The organism is Streptomyces sp. NPDC006259 (assembly GCF_042870975.1).
Taxonomy (GTDB): domain Bacteria; phylum Actinomycetota; class Actinomycetes; order Streptomycetales; family Streptomycetaceae; genus Streptomyces.
Window position 1 is genome coordinate 314,745 of sequence record NZ_JBIAHY010000005.1, and the last position, 15,054, is coordinate 329,798.

Here is a 15,054-nt window from a genome sequence, read left to right on the forward strand (position 1 = left end):
CCGCTTCCGACCGCGCGCGGCGTCGGTCGTAGCGGCCGGGGGGCCGTTCTCCGGACCGCGCGGGCCGGTCGCGGCCACCCGCCACGGACGCCCGATGTGGAGTCCGGGGCAGGTGGCCGCGGGCAAACGCCAGTGACGTCGACGGATTCCAAGCGGAACGGGGAGACCTTCCCTTTCCGCGGGCGTGCACGCCGATGCCGTGTCAGTTCTCACCACCCGCAGTCGATGTCGGCCGATCCCCCCTGGAGGACCGGATCGGTGCTCGTACCGCTGATCCGCAGGAGACCACCGTCCCGCGCCCAGTCCAACTCGTAGGTCCCTGCTTCTACGGGCCGATAACCATCGTCGACCGTCCAGGACCCCGACTCGGCCAGGGCAAGACCCGTGCGCCCCACCGCGTACGCCTCGCCGTTGCCGATCACGAGGAAGGACGTCTCGCGCACCACGACCGTGCAACCGCCTGGCCCGGAAGGGCGCAGCACGTGGTAGGCGGCGCCCGAGACCAGGTCGCTCACCGCTCCCCACACAGTGCCGAGCAGCGCCGCGACGATCAGCAGGACGCTCGCCCGCCGCGGCCAACCGGATCGCTTTCGCGTGAGCCCCGGAGCATCCGCCGGGCGGACGACCCGGTTGAGGGCCCATCGGGGAACCAGCGACAGGACGAGCAGAACAGCACTCACCCCCCAGCCGGGCACCACCCGCCCGTGCACGACCAGCAAGAGGCTGCTCCAGCTCGCCAAGGCGGCGAGCGCCTGACTCCCGAGGCCCGCCGCCACGGGGACGGCGGGCGACAACCTCACTCCGTGATGCGTACGTGTTTCGATCACGGCGGGTACGACTCCCCGAACGCGCCGACGGTTGCGGTGTGGGGCGCTGAGCGAGGTGTGGGGCCCCGAGGTGCGGTGTGGGGCGCCGGGCAGGTCGCGGAAGTCGCCTCACTGCGCCACGACGAGTGCGCACAGTCCCAGGACCGCGCACAGCGGCGAGTAGGCGATGAGGTTCCATCGGGCGAACCGGCGGCCCGCGCCCCTGTTGAGGAGCGGACCCGCGATGCCGCGCAGGAGGAGGGCCGAGGCCAGGACCCAGATCCCGACGTGATAGAGCCAGTTCGGCCCGACCCGCGGCCAGAGGTCCGCGACGGCGAGGACGCCGTAGGCCGCGATCAGCAGAGCGCCTCCGACGGCCAGGCACGGGGTCCGGGACGGCATCTCCGGCCCGCTGAAGACGAAGCTCGCCAGTTCGTCGCGGTCCCGTGCCGGCCAGGGGCTGAACCCCCAGACCACGTGCAACACCCCGATCGCGGCCAGGACCACCGCGCAGATCGTACCCACCGCCTCATGCCACATACGTCTTCTCCCCACTCCGCCGAGCCGCGACCAGCGCGAGCCCGCCGATCCCGATGACGAGCCATCCGCCGGACACCGGTTGGAGCGCGACGATCAGCGCGCCGATGGCCGGCAGCCAGAAACCGAGTGGCGGCGGGAGACGGTCGACGGTCCGCACGATCCACTGGGTGAGCGCGCCCAACGCGGCGAGCGCCAGGCCGCAGACCGTGAGCCACAGCACGGAGGCCCGGTCGTCGTGGGAGCCGACCGCGCCGATGACGCCGGCCTTCATGATGTCGCCCCAACGCTGAGGGCGCCGACCACGGCGATGATCGAGTGCATCCCGGCGACGAGCAGGAGTCTCGGCACCCACCTCAGCATGCCGTTCGCAGCCGGGTCCGGGGATTCCGGGTAGAGCGGAGGAGGCATGGTGCTGATCCTTCCAAGGGGGCCGGCGGATCAGCCGATTTCCGGCCGGCCGGACGACAACAAGAGTTCGTACATGCCGACGACCTCGGCCGACGGGAGCGGCGGTGTCAGGTGCCCGGCCCCGATGAGGACCACGTACAGCAACTTCGCCATGCGGTCCGGATCGGCGAAGCCGGCCTGCTCGCACAAGGTCCGCAGGTACGCGGTCCTGGTCGCGTCGACGCGCGCCTGGACGGCTTTGGCCTCAGGGTCCTGCTTGGCCCAGGCCCGCATGGCGATCTCCAGCTCCGGGCCGTCCCGCAAGGCCACCTTGAGCAGGAGTCGTTCCAGCTTCTCCCGGCCGGATCCGGAGCCGGACCGCTCGACGGCATCGATGATCGCGGCGGTGTACCCGGCTTCGAAGTGCGCGAGCAGGCTCGTCCGGTACTTCGGCACCGAGCCGAAGTGGTGGTAGAAGGAGCCTTTGGTCTTGCCCAGGCGCTCGCAGAGCCGCTCGAGCGTCAGTGCTTGGGCGCCCTGCTCCGCGAGCAGGGCGAGCCCCTCCGCCAGCCAGGGTTCCTTACCGGTGTCCGTCATCGCCCACTCCATACCATACCGTTTGGTATGGAGACTCTAGCAGGCCTCGGCGTCCTACCAAGGGGGTCCCCGACTACAAGCTGCTGCGCGGGTGTGGGAGGCGTACGCCTTCTCCGCGCGGACCCGACGGGGGTGGACGCCTGGCCGAGCCGGCCGCACGCGGGGCACGCGGACCTTCGCCGGCATGGCCTGCCACGTCAGGCGCACGGCCGACAGGGCAGCCCCTCGACAACATCCCTGCCCACGCCGGGTCTTGAACGACGAGTTGCGTTTGCTAGGGTGCGCCGATGTCATCGGTCAAGCAGGTTCAGATCACCTTCGACTGCGCGGAACCCGAGCGCGTCGCTCGTTTCTGGTGCGAGGTGTTGGGATACGTCGTACCGCCACCACCGGCGGGTTTCGCCACGTGGGACGAGTTCAACCGGTCCCTGCCGCCTGAGCGGCAGGGCGCGGACTTCGCCTGCGGCGACCCCTCGGGCGTGGGCCCGCGGCTGTTCTTCCAGCGCGTCCCCGAGGGCAAGGCCGTCAAGAACCGGGTACATCTCGACGTGCGGGTCGGCACCGGCCTCGTGGGTGAGGAGCGCCTGGCCACGCTCGAGGCCGAGTGCGCACGACTGGTCGCCCTCGGCGCGGTACGCGTGCGTCTACTGGCTGCCGACGGCATCGAGGAGTCCTGCATCGTGATGCAGGACATCGAGGGCAACGAGTTCTGTCTCGACTGAGCACTCCACCACGCCGGGCGCGGGTATCGCCCGCCCGCACAACCTCGCCTCGCCTCGCCGGGTGATCGGAACACCGGCAGGCGGCCGGTCGGCACCCCACACACCATTGACGTCGTCAGTGCGGTCGGTGCGACGGGGCGGGGTCTCCGTCGTCAGTGGGGCCAGTCCGGGGCGGGGTCCTCGTCGAGGAGCGGTCGGACAGCGCCCAGCACGGCGCCGATGCACACGTCACGCAGTTCGGCGGCGGTGCAGGTCTCCTCGGTGAGCCAGTCCACGCAGAGGACTTGGACGAACACCAACCAGCTCTTGAGCACCCCCGACACGGCCTCGCGGGTCCTGTCGTCGTCGAGTGGCAGCACGCCGAGCAACCGCTCGCGCAGGGAGTCGAGTTCACCGGCGATGATCGTCTGGATCACGCGGTCGCCGGCCAGTACCCGGTTGGCCGCCAGGACGGTGTTGCGGTTCTGCGCGAAGTACTCGATATGGGCGTCCAGACCCTCGGTGAGCTGCTCGACCAGCGAGTCGGCGGGGTCGAGCCGGGTCTGGGCGAGCAACTGCTCGGCAACCTGTCCGTAGAGGGCGGCGAACAGGTCCCGCTTGTTGGGGAAGTGCCGGTAGAGCAACGCGCGGGAGACTCCCGCGTGATCGGCGATGTCCTCCATCAGCACCTCGTCATAGGGGTGCGCGGCGAAGAGTTGCGCGGCGACGGCGAGGAGCTGGGCGCGGCGTTCGGCGGGTTGCAGTCGCTGACGCGGGGACATGGGTCCATCTTACTTGACACATGTCTACTAGTCGGGAGTAGCTTAGTCGACACGCGTCTACTAGGGGGGTGGCCGATGGTGGGCAAGGCCAAGGTGCTGCGGGGGTTAGCGTGCGCGACGGGCTACGCGTGCGTGGCGATCGGGCTCTTTCACGTACTGCTCGGGAACGCCGCCATCCCGGGTGCGGGCTCGGCGGGCGCGACGGTCGACAGTCTCGGACGGTTCTTCGGCGCGACCTTCGCCGGGTACGGCCTCGGTTGGCTCTGGGCGGCCCGTCGGTCGCCGATTCCCGCGACGGCCGTGCGGTGGCTGGCCGGGGTGCTCCTCCTGGGGGCGGTCGGGCGGCTGCTGTCACTTGCGGTGGACGGGTGGCCGCACGCGTTCCAGGTGGTGCTGACCGTCGTCGAACTCGTCCTGCCGCCGTTGTTCTTCTGGCTGGCCGACTCGGAGGAGAAGGCCCTCCGCGGCCAGGCCCAGCGACCTGCCGCTTCGTGAGGTCAAGGGCGCGAGCATGCGGGCGCGCGCCGAACCGCACCGTCCGAGGAGGTCGCCGGCTCTTGCCGAGGGCCTCCTCGGGGGATCCCACCGACGCGGGCCACCGGCATGGCCGAACCTCCGGCCCCAGCCGGAGGGGAAGTCACCGTCCGGGCCGTGGCGATTCCTCGAGCGGCTCGGACCGAGGCACCTCCGGCCACCGGCGTGGGTCTCTCAGTTCCCGCTCCCGTCGCCGCCGTCGCCCCTGTCCGTCGGCTCGCGGAACTCGGGCGTGAGCGGGCCGTCGTCGTCCGCCTCCTCTCGGACGAAGGCCGGGGCGCTCGTGTCGTCCTCCATTGCCTTGCGGACGGAAGGGTCCTCTTCGAGGGCGTCGGAGGTTCCTTCCGGCACCGCATCGCCTTCTGTCCCGGTGTGCTGTGGCCACCCGGCGTCGGGTTCGGTGAGGTGATCCTGGTGATCTGCGCGCATGCCGGACGCCGGCGCCTGCTGGTGATCATCACGGTCGGTCATGAGGTTCTCCCGGGTAGAGGTGGGCTCGGCGTCCCGGCGCGGGGGCTCGCCCGCGGTCGCGGCCGACGTTCACCACACCAGCGAACGCGGCGGCTCAGCGCCGCCTGCGGAGCACGGCGACGGCAACGGCCGCGGCCGCGGAAACGAGCAGTGCGGCCAGTCCGGCCAGTCTCTTCTTCACCGTCCCCGCGGCACTGCCCAGCCCGAGCGCGTCACGTGCGCGGTCGTAGAGACTCAGAGGTACGCCCAGGATCGCGTTGCCGGGCGGACGCCGTGGAATGACCGGGTGGGGATGGGTGGGCGCGGTCCTGCGCACCGTCTCCCAGGCCGTGCCGAGCTGCCGCAGCCGGGAGGTGTCCAGCGCCTCCTGCAACCGGGGCAGGAGGAGATCCTCCTCATCCCTGATGTCCTGCCGTATCAGCGCGAAGGCTCGCCGCACCTTCTCCTCGCGTTCCGGATCGCCGGGAGCGAGCCGCTCGATGTCGGCGACGAGATCGTTGATCTGCTGATGTTCCTCCTCGACACGGGCGGTCAGCTCCTCCCCTTCCGGGACCGAGCGCCGTACGGCGGGCCACAGCACGCTCTCCTCGGCGAAGGCGTGGCTGAAGACGAGCTGGACCGTTTCCTTCAAGGCGCGTTCTCGGTCCTCCCCGTCGCCCAGAGTCTGGTACCGGCTCATCAGCCGGTCCATCTCGGCATGGTCGCGGCGCTGGCGCGCCAGGACACTGTCCGTACCGCCCAGCTGGTCGACGGTCTGTTCCGCGATGGTCCGTGGCATGACGGCTCCTTCCCTGCGAACGGGCGACGAGGCCGACCGGAACCCCGTCCCCCGGGTGCGCGGCTGCACCGGGTACCCGCCTGGGGCCCGTCCCACCGGCAGGAAGTGCTCACAGTAGGAAATGCTCACCGGGCCGACGGCGTGCTGGGTGGTTCACCGCGTGCTCCGGCCCGGCACCGTGCGCACTGCGGCGGTACGTCCCCCCGGCGCTCGACGCGACTCCCGGCACCAGGGAGGTGCCCGCCTCCTGGTCAACCGGGCTGGCGGAGGACGGTGCGGGAGCGCACCGACAGCAGGCGGGAGGGCGGCACGCCGGGGCACCGGGGGTCCGCCGGCGTGCGAGGCGGTTCCCGGTTCTCCGCTCAGTCCGCGCCGGCGGGCAGATAGTAGGTCTGCCTCAAGAAGGCGGCCACGTCGCCGAGTGCCTGCACGTATCCGGCCTTGTAGTGGCGACCGGTGTCGGTACGTCCGTTCTCGGCCTTGGCCCACTGGTCCAGGAGGAGGGCCATCCGCAGGTGATTGCGGTACAGGGCGCCGTCCGCACCGTCGAGGGCGACCCGGGCCCGCTCCGCGTCCCAGTCCTCGAGCGCACTGGTGTCGAAATCCAGCAGTTCCTCATCACCCTGCCGCACAGGTGCCCTCCTTACCTGGACGCACTGCCTGACACGGACAACCGAGGACGCCCGCGGCCTCGGGGCGCACGGTCCCGGTTGCCGTTGCGCCCGGAGCCGCCTGGTGTGTCCCTGAGCACCCCCTAACCGCAACCGTCAGCCGGTGGGCCGAGGCTGGGCAGGGTTCTCGGGCGCGCCATGCGACGGCGGGTTCATCGGTGGTCCCGTGGTCTCCGGCGAGACGGGCGATCCGCCCGTGGGGGGAGGGGCGTGCTCCGGTGCGGGGGCCAGAGGCGACCCACCCGAAGGTTCGGCGCCGTTCTCGAGTTCTCGCAGCCTGGCGCGCATCATCTCGATGACGGGAAGACGCTGACCGTGTGCCTCCTCGTAGGAGAGGAGTTGCGCGAGATCCGCCTGCGCCAGCGTCCGAACGCGGTGTTGCAGACTGCCCAGCGGCAGGTGGTCGTAGTCGGGCAGTGGCAGATCAGCGTGGTCCGGAGTGGCTCGTGACCCGGTGTTGTCGCTCATCGTCGTACCCCTTGCTTCCGTTCTGGTTCCTGTTCCCGTTCCTGTTTCCGTGAAGGTGAGCGTTGCCGAAAGGCGGGCTGTCGGCGGGCCACGGGTACCCGTCTGCAGGTCCGGCACACGAGCCCCTCAAGTAGCGGAGGTGACGGACGGGCGGTCGCCGGGGCGGCGGGGCAGCGAGGCCATGACGACCGGCGGGCGCCGTCTCGGACCGGCCTCCGCCCTGGTCCGTGGGCTCAGCGCTCGCCCCCGTCCCGGTGGGCTCGGCTTCCTCGCCGTACGGCGCGTGGCTGCCGTCGTGGGCGTGGACGAACGGCTCGGTGCGTCGCGGCGGCGCTCATGACGGCAGTAGGGAGGGCGCCGCGATCGAGCCTGCCGGGCCGGCGGGCGGCAGGCCGGTGGAAGGCCGCTGAAAACCACCGCAGCGTCGGCCGCACCGCAGCGTCGGCCGGTGCCGCGGTGCCGCGGTGCCGCGGTGGCGACGCGCACACGGGCGCCGGGCACCGGACGCCTTCTTCGCCTGTCGCCGCCCCCGCGGACCTCCTGTCCGCCCTGCCCGACGGTCCGCGATGCGTCCGCCGCCGCGTCCGCCAGGCCGCGCGGATCACCTGGGAGTCCTCATCCGGTTCGGCCGACGACCGCGACTGCGGACGGCGATGCAGGACTCGGGCGCCTCGACCGGTGCCTGCTGTGACAAGCTGTGCTTTCCACCGCCGAGTTCCAGGAGGTCCCCATGACCGCAGAGTCTCCGTCGCCCGAAAACGCCGAGCCGGTTGACGGCGAGAACCCCGCCCTCACGCCCGACGCTGACGGCCAGTACGACCTGAAGCGCAAGTTCCGGGAGGCTCTGGAGCGCAAGCGGGGTAAGCAGGCGGACGCCGCCGACTCCACCACGAGCACCGACCCGTCGAAGATCCACGGCGCGCACGGCCCGGCCGCGAGTCAGCGGTCGTTCCGCCGGAAGAGCGGCGGCTGAGTCCCGCTGAGTCCCACGGTCTCCAGTCGGAACTCGGCAGGTGCGGAACGCGAGAGCCGGTGCCAGGTTTCATGAACCCTGGCAGCTCGGCGACCGAATGAACGGTTGCTTGTCGGCGGTGGTGGAGGCAATGTCCGGCATGGTCACCCGGGTGCGCGCGTCACGGCGAGATGAGATGAACGCGTACTGCCGGGCGGCCTCGCCGCGCTGCGATCCCGGCGGCCTGCGGCCGAGCCGTCACTCGGGAGACGCCGACGCATGAACACGCCACCATCGCTGTGGGGAACAGACCGGACGGACGGGTCGTCCGTCCGGATCGGCGCCCTCGTTCCGCTGACGCGGCCCGGCTGGGTCGAAGCGGGCCGACACCTGCTCGCCGGACTCCGGCTGGGGGTTCGCGACGCCAATGACGTCGGCGGGATCGGCGGAAGACCACTTGAGCTGGCGGTCCGAGACACCGCGGCTGATCCGGAGAAGGCCGCGACGGCCGTGGACGAATTGGCCGGCCTCGGTGTGGCCGCCCTGGCGGGGGAGTATCACAGCGTCGTCGCTCGTGCCGCTGCCGCTCGGGCCGACGCCCTCGGCCTGCCCTTCCTCTGCTCGTCAGCGGTGCTCGACGCGCTCACCGAACAGCCCACGGAATGGGTCGCACGCCTCTCCCCGCCGCAGTCCCGCGGCTGGCGGGCCTACGCGGACCACCTCCTCGGCGCGGGCCACCGTCGCGTCGCCGTCGCGACCCAGACGAGTGTCTACTGGGCTGCCGGGACCCGCATCCTGCGGGACTGTCTCGCTCCACGCGGCGGCACCGTCATCGAACTCGACATGAGCGTGCTCACCCCCGCGGCCGTGTGCGACGAGCTGGCCGGCAACGGGGCGACAGCCCTCCTTCTTCTGGTCGGCCACCCGGATCCGGCCGTGTCGATCGTCAAGGCCGTCCGCCGCGACGCGCGCCTCGCCGACGTCCTGATCGGTGCTCCGGCCGGGCAGCCGGAGTTCGCTGCATGGGCGACGTCGCTGGGTGACGACGGCGCCGCGATCCCGTTCCTGCGTTACCTGCCCGAGCGCTTGAGCCCGCTCGGCGCGCGAGTCGGGACGGAGCTGCGCGAGCGGTTGGCCGGAGCGCCCTCCTTCGTCGCCTTCGAGGGCTACGACACCGTCGTCGTTCTCGCCGAGGCGCTGCGTTCTCACGGCGTGGACCGGGCGCGCACGGCCGGATCCTGGCCGCACGTCGCGGTCGAGGGCACCCGTGGACGGATCCGGTTCTCCCGCATGCCAGGCATCAGCGTCCGGCAGTGGGCATCGCCGCCGATCCAGGTCGTCGATCGGGATCCGGCGGCGCCCGACCGCTTCCGCGTCCTCCACACCGGCTGACGGAAGGCAGGTGGCCGACCGCTTCGAGGACCACGTGCGTGCCATGGCCGCCGGTGGGTCCGGACACCTGGGCGACTACTCTCCGACTGGCCAGCCACCGTTCACGACCTCCGGCACCGGCGAACTGAGCGCCACAGTCATGGCGACCGCTGACGGTTACCACGGCAGTGCGTCCATACTCACAGGAGGAGCGGTGCGGGGCGGAGTTGTGGGTAGGCGCGCAACTGTGCTCGTCGAACGGCATGGCTAAGCAGTCGAAACAAGGCAGGAGCGCATTTCCAATGCTCACGGTGCGGATGCGGCACGGGGACACAGCGGTTGCCCAACTGCCGGAGCAGGTGGACTACGACAACGCCATCCTGGTGGGCGCGCAGTGTGAGGACCTGGTCAGACAGGGCTGCGGCACCCTGGTGCTGGACGCCTCGCAGGTGGAGTACCTCGACTCCTCGGGCATCAGCATGATCATCAAGCTGTCCCACATCCTCGATGATCATGCCGGCACCCTGCGCGTCGCCGCTCTCAACGCCCACTACCGGCAGGTGTGGCACATTCTCGGCCTGGACTTCCTGTTCCCCGCGTTCCCCACCGTGTACGCCGCCCTCGACGCCGCCGCCCGTGCGAGTCGTCCGCCGGCGCCCGACCACACCCATGTGCCCGGCACATGAGCGACGCGACTGCCCCCGCACGCGGTGCCGGTGTCCGAGAAGGAGGCCGGTTCCGACCCGGCCGCCGCGCGTCCACCGACCACGGCCGGCCACCAGTCGTGAGGCCGTAACGGGCGCAGCGGCCGTACCGCCGGGTGGGGAGGAGGCCCGCGTCGGAGGACAGCGAGACGGCCGGAAACCACCGGGGTGAGAACTCCCAGAGGTGGCCGGCTCGCAACCGGATGGCGGGCGACGTGTCGGTCGACGGTGTCCGTCGACCGACGCGGCCGGCCCGCGAGCACGCCCCGGCCGTCGGACGCCTCCTCTCCGTCGGCCGGCACTCGCCCCCGACGACCACGAGTCCGTCCGCCTCCCGGACTCCGGAGTCGGAGCCGGGGCGCCTCACTTCGTCGGCCGTTGTCAGCCGGAACGCGACATCACCGTGAAGGGCAAGGGTGCCGTCGCAGACGTGCCAGCCACCTCGCGATGGCACCTGCTGAACTGATCACGAGACGCGCTGCCTTCCACAGGACGGAACGCCATGTCGGCAACCACCACAGCTTCGGTCAACGGCACCCCCTTACCCCCTCGGTCCCCGCTGACGGGATGGCCGGCCGTGGTCTCGGTGATGCTGGGAATCTTCGCCGTCGTCACCACGGAGATCCTGCCGATCGGTCTGCTGACCTCGATCGGCTCCAGCTTCGCCGTCTCGGACGGGATGGCTGGACTGGTGATGACCATGCCGGGCTTCCTGGCGGCGATCGCCGCTCCACTGGTCACCGTGGCCACGGCACGCCTCGATCGCCGACTGATGCTGTGTGCCTTCATGCTCTTGCTGGCACTGGCGAACTTTCTTGCCGCCGCGGCACCCGCCTACTGGCTCGTGCTGATCTCCCGAATCATGGTCGGGATCACGATTGGCGGCTTCTGGTCGATCGGAGCCGGGTTGGCCGGACGACTGGTGCCCCCTGCCTCGGTCGGCAGGGCAACTGCTGTCATCTTCTCCGCCGTCCCGCTGGGATCCGTCCTCGGCGTACCGGCCGGCACCCTCATCGGCAACTACGCCGGATGGCGAACGGCCTTCACCGTCATGGGAGTTCTGACGCTCGGCGTACTGGTCATGCTGCTCCTGTGCGTCCCGCCGCTTCCTCCGGTGCGGGCCACACGACTGAGGGTTCTGGGCGGCATGCTCCGCGGCGTCGACACACGCTTCGCACTCCTGCTGACGTTCCTCGTCGTGCTGGCCCACTTCGGCACCTACACCTACGTGACGCCCTTCCTTGAACAGGTCACCCACGCCGACGCCGGTCTGATCACCACGTTCTTGCTGCTCTACGGCGCCGCCGGCATCCTCGGCAACTTCCTCGGCGGCGCCTGGACGGCCCGGTATCCGCGCAGCGTCTTCGGGCTCGCGGCCGCCCTGATCTCCACAGCGACGCTCCTGCTTCCGGCGTTGGGCCGCTGGGAGACCGGCGCGGTGATGCTGCTGATCGTGTGGGGCATCGCGTACGGCGCCGTGCCAGTCGCGTCGCAGACCTGGTTCTCCAAGGCTGCCCCGCACGCCCCTGAGGCGGCATCGGTCCTGTTCACGGCTTCTTTTCAGGCGACGATCTCGGTCGGTGCACTCGTAGGAGGAATCGTCCTTGACCGCACCTCTCCGTCTGCGGTCATGCTGCTGGGAGGGTGCACCGCAGTGCTCATGGTCCTGGCAGTAGGGGCGCACCGGGTGGGGCAGGGCCGCGACGAGCGGTCCTGAACACACGGGGGATCGTCCTGGCCTACGCGGGCGTGATCGTGATCGTCATAACGGCCTCCCGCGATGCCGACGGCCTGCCCAGGGCCACGTCGGAACCGTGGTGGGGGCGGCGGCGGGGTGTGCTCCCCCGTCGCCCCCACCCGTCCACGACCGACTGGTCAGGCCTGCTGGCTCGTGCGGCCCGTCGCGGAGGCGAAGCCCAGCCAGGTGTGCCGGTTGCCCGCCCAACACCAGCCGACCTTGGGCGCGTTGCGGCGCTCGCGGCCGTCCCGCCCGGTGCCGTTGCTGATCCAGATCGCCGGTGTGCGGGCGTCCAGGGAGTCGTTGGCCTTGCGCAGCCGGGAGCCGATGGTCATGAAACAGCGGTTGCGTTCCAGGACGGCGGGCAGTTGCAGCACCCAGTGGACGCCCTCGGTGAGCAGCAACGGCGTGCGACCCTCGGTCGTGAGGGCGGGCAGAGCCTCGTCCGGGCTCCAGTTGGCCATGTGGTCGCCGCGATCGATGCCGGTGACCAGGTAGAGCGGGGTACCGGGCAGCACGACGGTGTCGAGCGGAGCGAAGAGGTCGACATCGGGCATGTCGGTGACGACGAAACCCGGCTTGTCTTCGCGGCGGAGCAGCGGTGCGAGGGCGGAGGCAGGGGCCAGATCCGGGTGAACGGCGAGCAGAGCGCCATCGTCGGCCGAAGAGGCCTCGGCGGACCGGGCGAACGAACGCAGCCCGTCCGCGGACAGGCCCGCGATCTCGTGCACCCCCAGCTCGATCAGCCGCTCGGCCTGCATGCTCAGGGCCGGAAGTGCGGGGAGAGCGGTGGAGGTGGTCTGCGTGGTTTCGGGCACGAAGCTCCTAAGAGTTGATGTGGAGGTCCCGCGGGGCCCGCGGAGACGGCGAAGCCGGCCGCCGGACCATGCCGCCGTGCTCCCTCGCCACCGGCTGTGGCATGCGGGTGCTCCGGGTCCGTGGGCCGGGCTGCGAGTCGGTGAGGAGGGTTCCTGGCTCAGTCGCGGTGCGTCGGACCGTCGAGGATCTGCTCCCGAAGAATGTCCGCGTGGCCGCAGTGCTGGGCCAGTTCACGCACCGTGTGGAGGTAGACCCAGCGCAGCGGCAGCGGGCCCCGGCGGTTGCCCGGCAGGAGGTCGTCGAGCGTCAACTCCGCCGTCGCTCGGCGGGATTCCTCGCAGGCCTGCCGGTAGTCACGCTGGACGGAGGCGATCGTGTCGCCGTCGTGAAGATCGAACGACTCGTCGGGGGAGGCGGCGATGCCGATCTCGGCACGGGACCGGCAGGTGATCGCCTCGTCGAACCAGACCTTCTCGACGAACGCGGCATGCTTGACCAGGCCCAGCAGAGTGGTCTTGGACGGGACGAGCGACCGGCGTGCCTGCTCCTCGGTCAGTCCGTTCAGGCTGTCGTGCAGCGCTGATCGATGCTCGTCCAGGAACGCCTCGAACTGCTCGCGGATCGCTGCGTGGAACACGTCGGGTTGCACTGACGGATGGGAGACCATGACGGTAACGATAATCTGCCGGGCCCGTTTCATGACGCCATATCGGTGGGGGCAGTTGAGCACCTCAGCGGCGGACTGCTCCGGCGCGTCGAGGACGCGTCCGCTCGCCGCGTCCGGGCGGTGGCCGCGAGCCGGCGCTCACCGCTGGGGCCGGTAGTGGTCCTCGATGGGCGTGCGTGCCTCCTCGAACAGCGCGGGGCCGTCCTGCGTCACGGTCGGCCACGTGCCCGACTCCGGGTTCAGGGCGACGAGTTGCTCGGTGGAGAGCGCGTAGACGACACGGCCGAGTCCGGATCGGACGATGCCGCCCGCGCACATGCCGCACGGCTGGCAGCTGGTGTACATGGTGGTGCGGGCGGCCGTGGCGGGGTCGAGTTCACGGGCCGCCCAGCGGGCGAGTTTCAGCTCCGGGTGGGCGCTGATGTCGTTGTCGCGGCGCACCGTGTTGTGCGCTTCACGGAGGATCGTTCCGTCCGGCCCGGCGAGCAGGGAGCCGTACGGCGCGTCGCCCAGAGCCGTGGCGTGGGCTGCGATGGCGATCGCCCGTCGCAGGAGCTTCTCGTCGGCAGTCGTGATCACGATGATGTCCTCCAGTGTGCGGCCACGGCGGTGAGCGCCTCCCACGCCGCGTGGGGTCGGCGGGTGTCCTCCGGGTCTCCGTGGTAGGGGTCGAGCACGACGGTGCCGGCGCCGAGACGGTGCAGTTGCCGGAGGTCGTCGAGGACCTGATCGAGCGTACCGGTGCCCGCGAGCCGTTCGGGATCGTCGATCGGCGCGGGGGTCAGCCGTAGGGCGATGCGGGGCGCGAACCCCGGCAGCGAGTGGCCCGTCACGACCGCGCGCATCCAGGGAAGGGTGCCCCGCAGCGGATGCCAGGCGTCGCCGAAGCCGATGGCGCGGCGGATCCCCGCCTCGCTGTTCCCGCCGACCCAGACGGGGATCGGAGGGTTGTGCTCAGGGCCTTCCTCACGCCACGCCCGCCGCAGGGCGACGAGGTACTCGTCGGTCAGCTTGCCGCGCGAGGTGAACGGCACACCGAGCGCGTCGAACTCCTGTCGTGCCCAGCCGACGCCCACTCCGAGCACGAGCCGGCCCCCGCTGAGCTGGTGGAGGTTGGTGGCCATGCGGGCCACCAACAGCGGATGCCGGTAGGGCAGTACGAGCACGGTGGTACCGAGCCGAACCCTGGTGGTGACGCCGGCCAGCCATGACAGTGTGGTGAACGGCTCGTAGAACGGCGCCGGATAGCGCTCGGCCACGTCCGCGGTGACGGCCACGTGATCCGACACCATGAGGAGGTCGAAGCCGAGCCCTTCCACGACCCGCGCCCAGTCGCGCAACACGCCCGGGTCGGTCCCGGGGCCGAAGTTCGGTACGTTCACACCAAGTTGCATGGGCGGAGGCTATCCCGATCACCAATCGGCCTGGAAGAAGTTTCTCCCGGTCAACGGCGTAATCTGCCGTCGTTTTCCCGCTACGATCGCGATATGACCGGGAAGCTGGACGACATCGACTGGGCGATCATCGACGAGCTGCAACAGGACGCGCGGATCAGCCTCAGTGAGTTGGGGCGGCGCGTGGGTCTCGGTTCGTCCGCCACCACGGAGCGGGTGCGGCATCTGGAGACGCTGGGCGTCATCACCGGCTACCGCGCCGTGGTCGACCTCGCCAAGGTCGGCTACCCCGTGCTCGCGGTCGTCCGGCTGAAGTACCCGGGCAACCGTCACCAGCCCCTGCGCCGGCTGCTCGCCGAGCGACGGGAGATCCTGGAGTGCCTGCGTACCACTGGCGACGACTGCTACACCCTCAAGGTGGCCGCGACCTCGATGGAGCACCTGGAGACGCTGATGGACGAGTTGGCCGGCTTCGGCACCACCACCACCAGCGTCGTCTACAGCCGGACGCTGCCCTACCGCGGGCCCGTCCGGCCCTGACGAGCAGCGGACCGGCGTTCCCGTAGGTTGGCGCGAAAGGAACGGTGATCGCGGCGGGACCGGCCGCCGTGCCCCCACTCGCCGGGGCATCGGTCCCCTCCGACGATTCGCTCCTGCCGCCCTCCGTCCGGGAG

At 70.7% G+C, this 15,054-nt stretch carries 20 protein-coding genes and 1 pseudogene; 7 read left to right on the forward strand and 14 right to left on the reverse strand.

Annotated features, from left to right (window positions below; genetic code table 11):
- Positions 1 to 209: 209 nt before the first annotated feature.
- The 5 genes from ACFYO5_RS22090 to ACFYO5_RS22110 all read right to left on the reverse strand — a co-directional run bounded on the left by ACFYO5_RS22090 (position 210) and on the right by ACFYO5_RS22110 (position 2,330).
- Positions 210 to 800 carry a hypothetical protein gene (locus tag ACFYO5_RS22090; RefSeq protein WP_388711087.1) on the reverse strand — a complete coding sequence of 197 codons (591 nt, stop codon included), beginning with the start codon at positions 798 to 800 and terminating at the stop codon, positions 210 to 212.
- 135 nt (positions 801 to 935) lie between these two features.
- Positions 936 to 1,331, reverse strand: a complete 396-nt coding sequence (locus ACFYO5_RS22095; RefSeq protein WP_388711090.1) for a DUF3995 domain-containing protein — start codon at positions 1,329 to 1,331, stop codon at positions 936 to 938.
- 4 nt (positions 1,332 to 1,335) lie between these two features.
- Positions 1,336 to 1,617: a DUF6463 family protein gene (locus tag ACFYO5_RS22100; RefSeq protein WP_388711093.1), complete on the reverse strand. Its 282-nt coding sequence runs from the start codon at positions 1,615 to 1,617 to the stop codon at positions 1,336 to 1,338.
- Entirely contained in the window at positions 1,614 to 1,754 is a 141-nt protein-coding gene (locus ACFYO5_RS22105; RefSeq protein ID WP_388711096.1) for a hypothetical protein, read from the reverse strand. The genes ACFYO5_RS22100 and ACFYO5_RS22105 overlap by 4 nt, the downstream gene beginning before the upstream one ends.
- Before the next feature lie 30 nt (positions 1,755 to 1,784).
- Positions 1,785 to 2,330, reverse strand: coding sequence for a helix-turn-helix domain-containing protein (locus tag ACFYO5_RS22110; protein ID WP_356567800.1), 546 nt, complete (start codon positions 2,328 to 2,330; stop codon positions 1,785 to 1,787).
- Positions 2,331 to 2,617: 287 nt separating this feature from the next.
- Between ACFYO5_RS22110 and ACFYO5_RS22115 the strand changes: the two genes are divergently transcribed.
- On the forward strand, positions 2,618 to 3,052 hold the full coding sequence (locus ACFYO5_RS22115) for a VOC family protein (protein WP_356567798.1): 435 nt from the start codon (positions 2,618 to 2,620) through the stop codon (positions 3,050 to 3,052).
- 152 nt (positions 3,053 to 3,204) lie between these two features.
- On the opposite strand, the gene ACFYO5_RS22120 is transcribed toward ACFYO5_RS22115, so the two are convergent.
- The gene (locus tag ACFYO5_RS22120; RefSeq protein ID WP_388711101.1) at positions 3,205 to 3,813 is read right to left on the reverse strand and encodes a TetR/AcrR family transcriptional regulator; all 609 of its coding nucleotides are present in this window, start codon (positions 3,811 to 3,813) and stop codon (positions 3,205 to 3,207) included.
- 75 nt (positions 3,814 to 3,888) lie between these two features.
- Between ACFYO5_RS22120 and ACFYO5_RS22125 the strand changes: the two genes are divergently transcribed.
- The gene (locus tag ACFYO5_RS22125) at positions 3,889 to 4,308 is read left to right on the forward strand and encodes a DUF4345 domain-containing protein (protein WP_388711104.1); all 420 of its coding nucleotides are present in this window, start codon (positions 3,889 to 3,891) and stop codon (positions 4,306 to 4,308) included.
- Positions 4,309 to 4,521: 213 nt separating this feature from the next.
- Here ACFYO5_RS22125 and ACFYO5_RS22130 read toward each other — a convergent pair whose 3' ends face one another.
- The 4 genes from ACFYO5_RS22130 to ACFYO5_RS22145 form a co-directional block, all read right to left on the reverse strand.
- Positions 4,522 to 4,818 (reverse strand): hypothetical protein, encoded by a 297-nt coding sequence (locus tag ACFYO5_RS22130; protein ID WP_388711107.1) that lies wholly within the window; start codon positions 4,816 to 4,818, stop codon positions 4,522 to 4,524.
- 94 nt (positions 4,819 to 4,912) lie between these two features.
- The gene (locus ACFYO5_RS22135) at positions 4,913 to 5,596 is read right to left on the reverse strand and encodes a hemerythrin domain-containing protein (protein ID WP_388711109.1); all 684 of its coding nucleotides are present in this window, start codon (positions 5,594 to 5,596) and stop codon (positions 4,913 to 4,915) included.
- A 362-nt stretch (positions 5,597 to 5,958) separates the two neighbouring features.
- Positions 5,959 to 6,228: a hypothetical protein gene (locus tag ACFYO5_RS22140; protein WP_388711112.1), complete on the reverse strand. Its 270-nt coding sequence runs from the start codon at positions 6,226 to 6,228 to the stop codon at positions 5,959 to 5,961.
- Positions 6,229 to 6,363: 135 nt separating this feature from the next.
- Positions 6,364 to 6,735, reverse strand: a complete 372-nt coding sequence (locus tag ACFYO5_RS22145) for a hypothetical protein (RefSeq protein ID WP_388711115.1) — start codon at positions 6,733 to 6,735, stop codon at positions 6,364 to 6,366.
- A 730-nt stretch (positions 6,736 to 7,465) separates the two neighbouring features.
- Between ACFYO5_RS22145 and ACFYO5_RS22150 the strand changes: the two genes are divergently transcribed.
- The 4 genes and pseudogenes from ACFYO5_RS22150 (at position 7,466) to ACFYO5_RS22165 (ending at position 11,479) form a co-directional block, all read left to right on the forward strand.
- Positions 7,466 to 7,708, forward strand: a complete 243-nt coding sequence (locus tag ACFYO5_RS22150; protein ID WP_388711118.1) for a DUF5302 domain-containing protein — start codon at positions 7,466 to 7,468, stop codon at positions 7,706 to 7,708.
- 130 nt (positions 7,709 to 7,838) lie between these two features.
- Positions 7,839 to 9,079, forward strand: a pseudogene (locus tag ACFYO5_RS22155) (ABC transporter substrate-binding protein).
- Positions 9,080 to 9,360: 281 nt separating this feature from the next.
- Positions 9,361 to 9,744, forward strand: a complete 384-nt coding sequence (locus tag ACFYO5_RS22160) for an STAS domain-containing protein (RefSeq protein WP_356567780.1) — start codon at positions 9,361 to 9,363, stop codon at positions 9,742 to 9,744.
- Between the two features lie 520 nt (positions 9,745 to 10,264).
- Positions 10,265 to 11,479 carry an MFS transporter gene (locus tag ACFYO5_RS22165; RefSeq protein WP_388711122.1) on the forward strand — a complete coding sequence of 405 codons (1,215 nt, stop codon included), beginning with the start codon at positions 10,265 to 10,267 and terminating at the stop codon, positions 11,477 to 11,479.
- Positions 11,480 to 11,637: 158 nt separating this feature from the next.
- On the opposite strand, the gene ACFYO5_RS22170 is transcribed toward ACFYO5_RS22165, so the two are convergent.
- The 4 genes from ACFYO5_RS22170 to ACFYO5_RS22185 all read right to left on the reverse strand — a co-directional run bounded on the left by ACFYO5_RS22170 (position 11,638) and on the right by ACFYO5_RS22185 (position 14,380).
- Entirely contained in the window at positions 11,638 to 12,318 is a 681-nt protein-coding gene (locus ACFYO5_RS22170) for a DUF5701 family protein (protein ID WP_388711125.1), read from the reverse strand.
- A 158-nt stretch (positions 12,319 to 12,476) separates the two neighbouring features.
- The gene (locus ACFYO5_RS22175; RefSeq protein ID WP_388711128.1) at positions 12,477 to 12,986 is read right to left on the reverse strand and encodes a DinB family protein; all 510 of its coding nucleotides are present in this window, start codon (positions 12,984 to 12,986) and stop codon (positions 12,477 to 12,479) included.
- A 138-nt stretch (positions 12,987 to 13,124) separates the two neighbouring features.
- Positions 13,125 to 13,565, reverse strand: a complete 441-nt coding sequence (locus ACFYO5_RS22180) for a nucleoside deaminase (RefSeq protein ID WP_388711131.1) — start codon at positions 13,563 to 13,565, stop codon at positions 13,125 to 13,127.
- Positions 13,562 to 14,380, reverse strand: a complete 819-nt coding sequence (locus tag ACFYO5_RS22185; RefSeq protein ID WP_388711134.1) for an LLM class flavin-dependent oxidoreductase — start codon at positions 14,378 to 14,380, stop codon at positions 13,562 to 13,564. Before ACFYO5_RS22185 ends, ACFYO5_RS22180 begins: the two co-directional genes overlap by 4 nt.
- Before the next feature lie 93 nt (positions 14,381 to 14,473).
- On the opposite strand from ACFYO5_RS22185, the gene ACFYO5_RS22190 reads away from it, so the two are divergent.
- Entirely contained in the window at positions 14,474 to 14,920 is a 447-nt protein-coding gene (locus tag ACFYO5_RS22190) for an Lrp/AsnC family transcriptional regulator (RefSeq protein ID WP_388711137.1), read from the forward strand.
- The last annotated feature ends 134 nt before the right edge of the window (positions 14,921 to 15,054 follow it).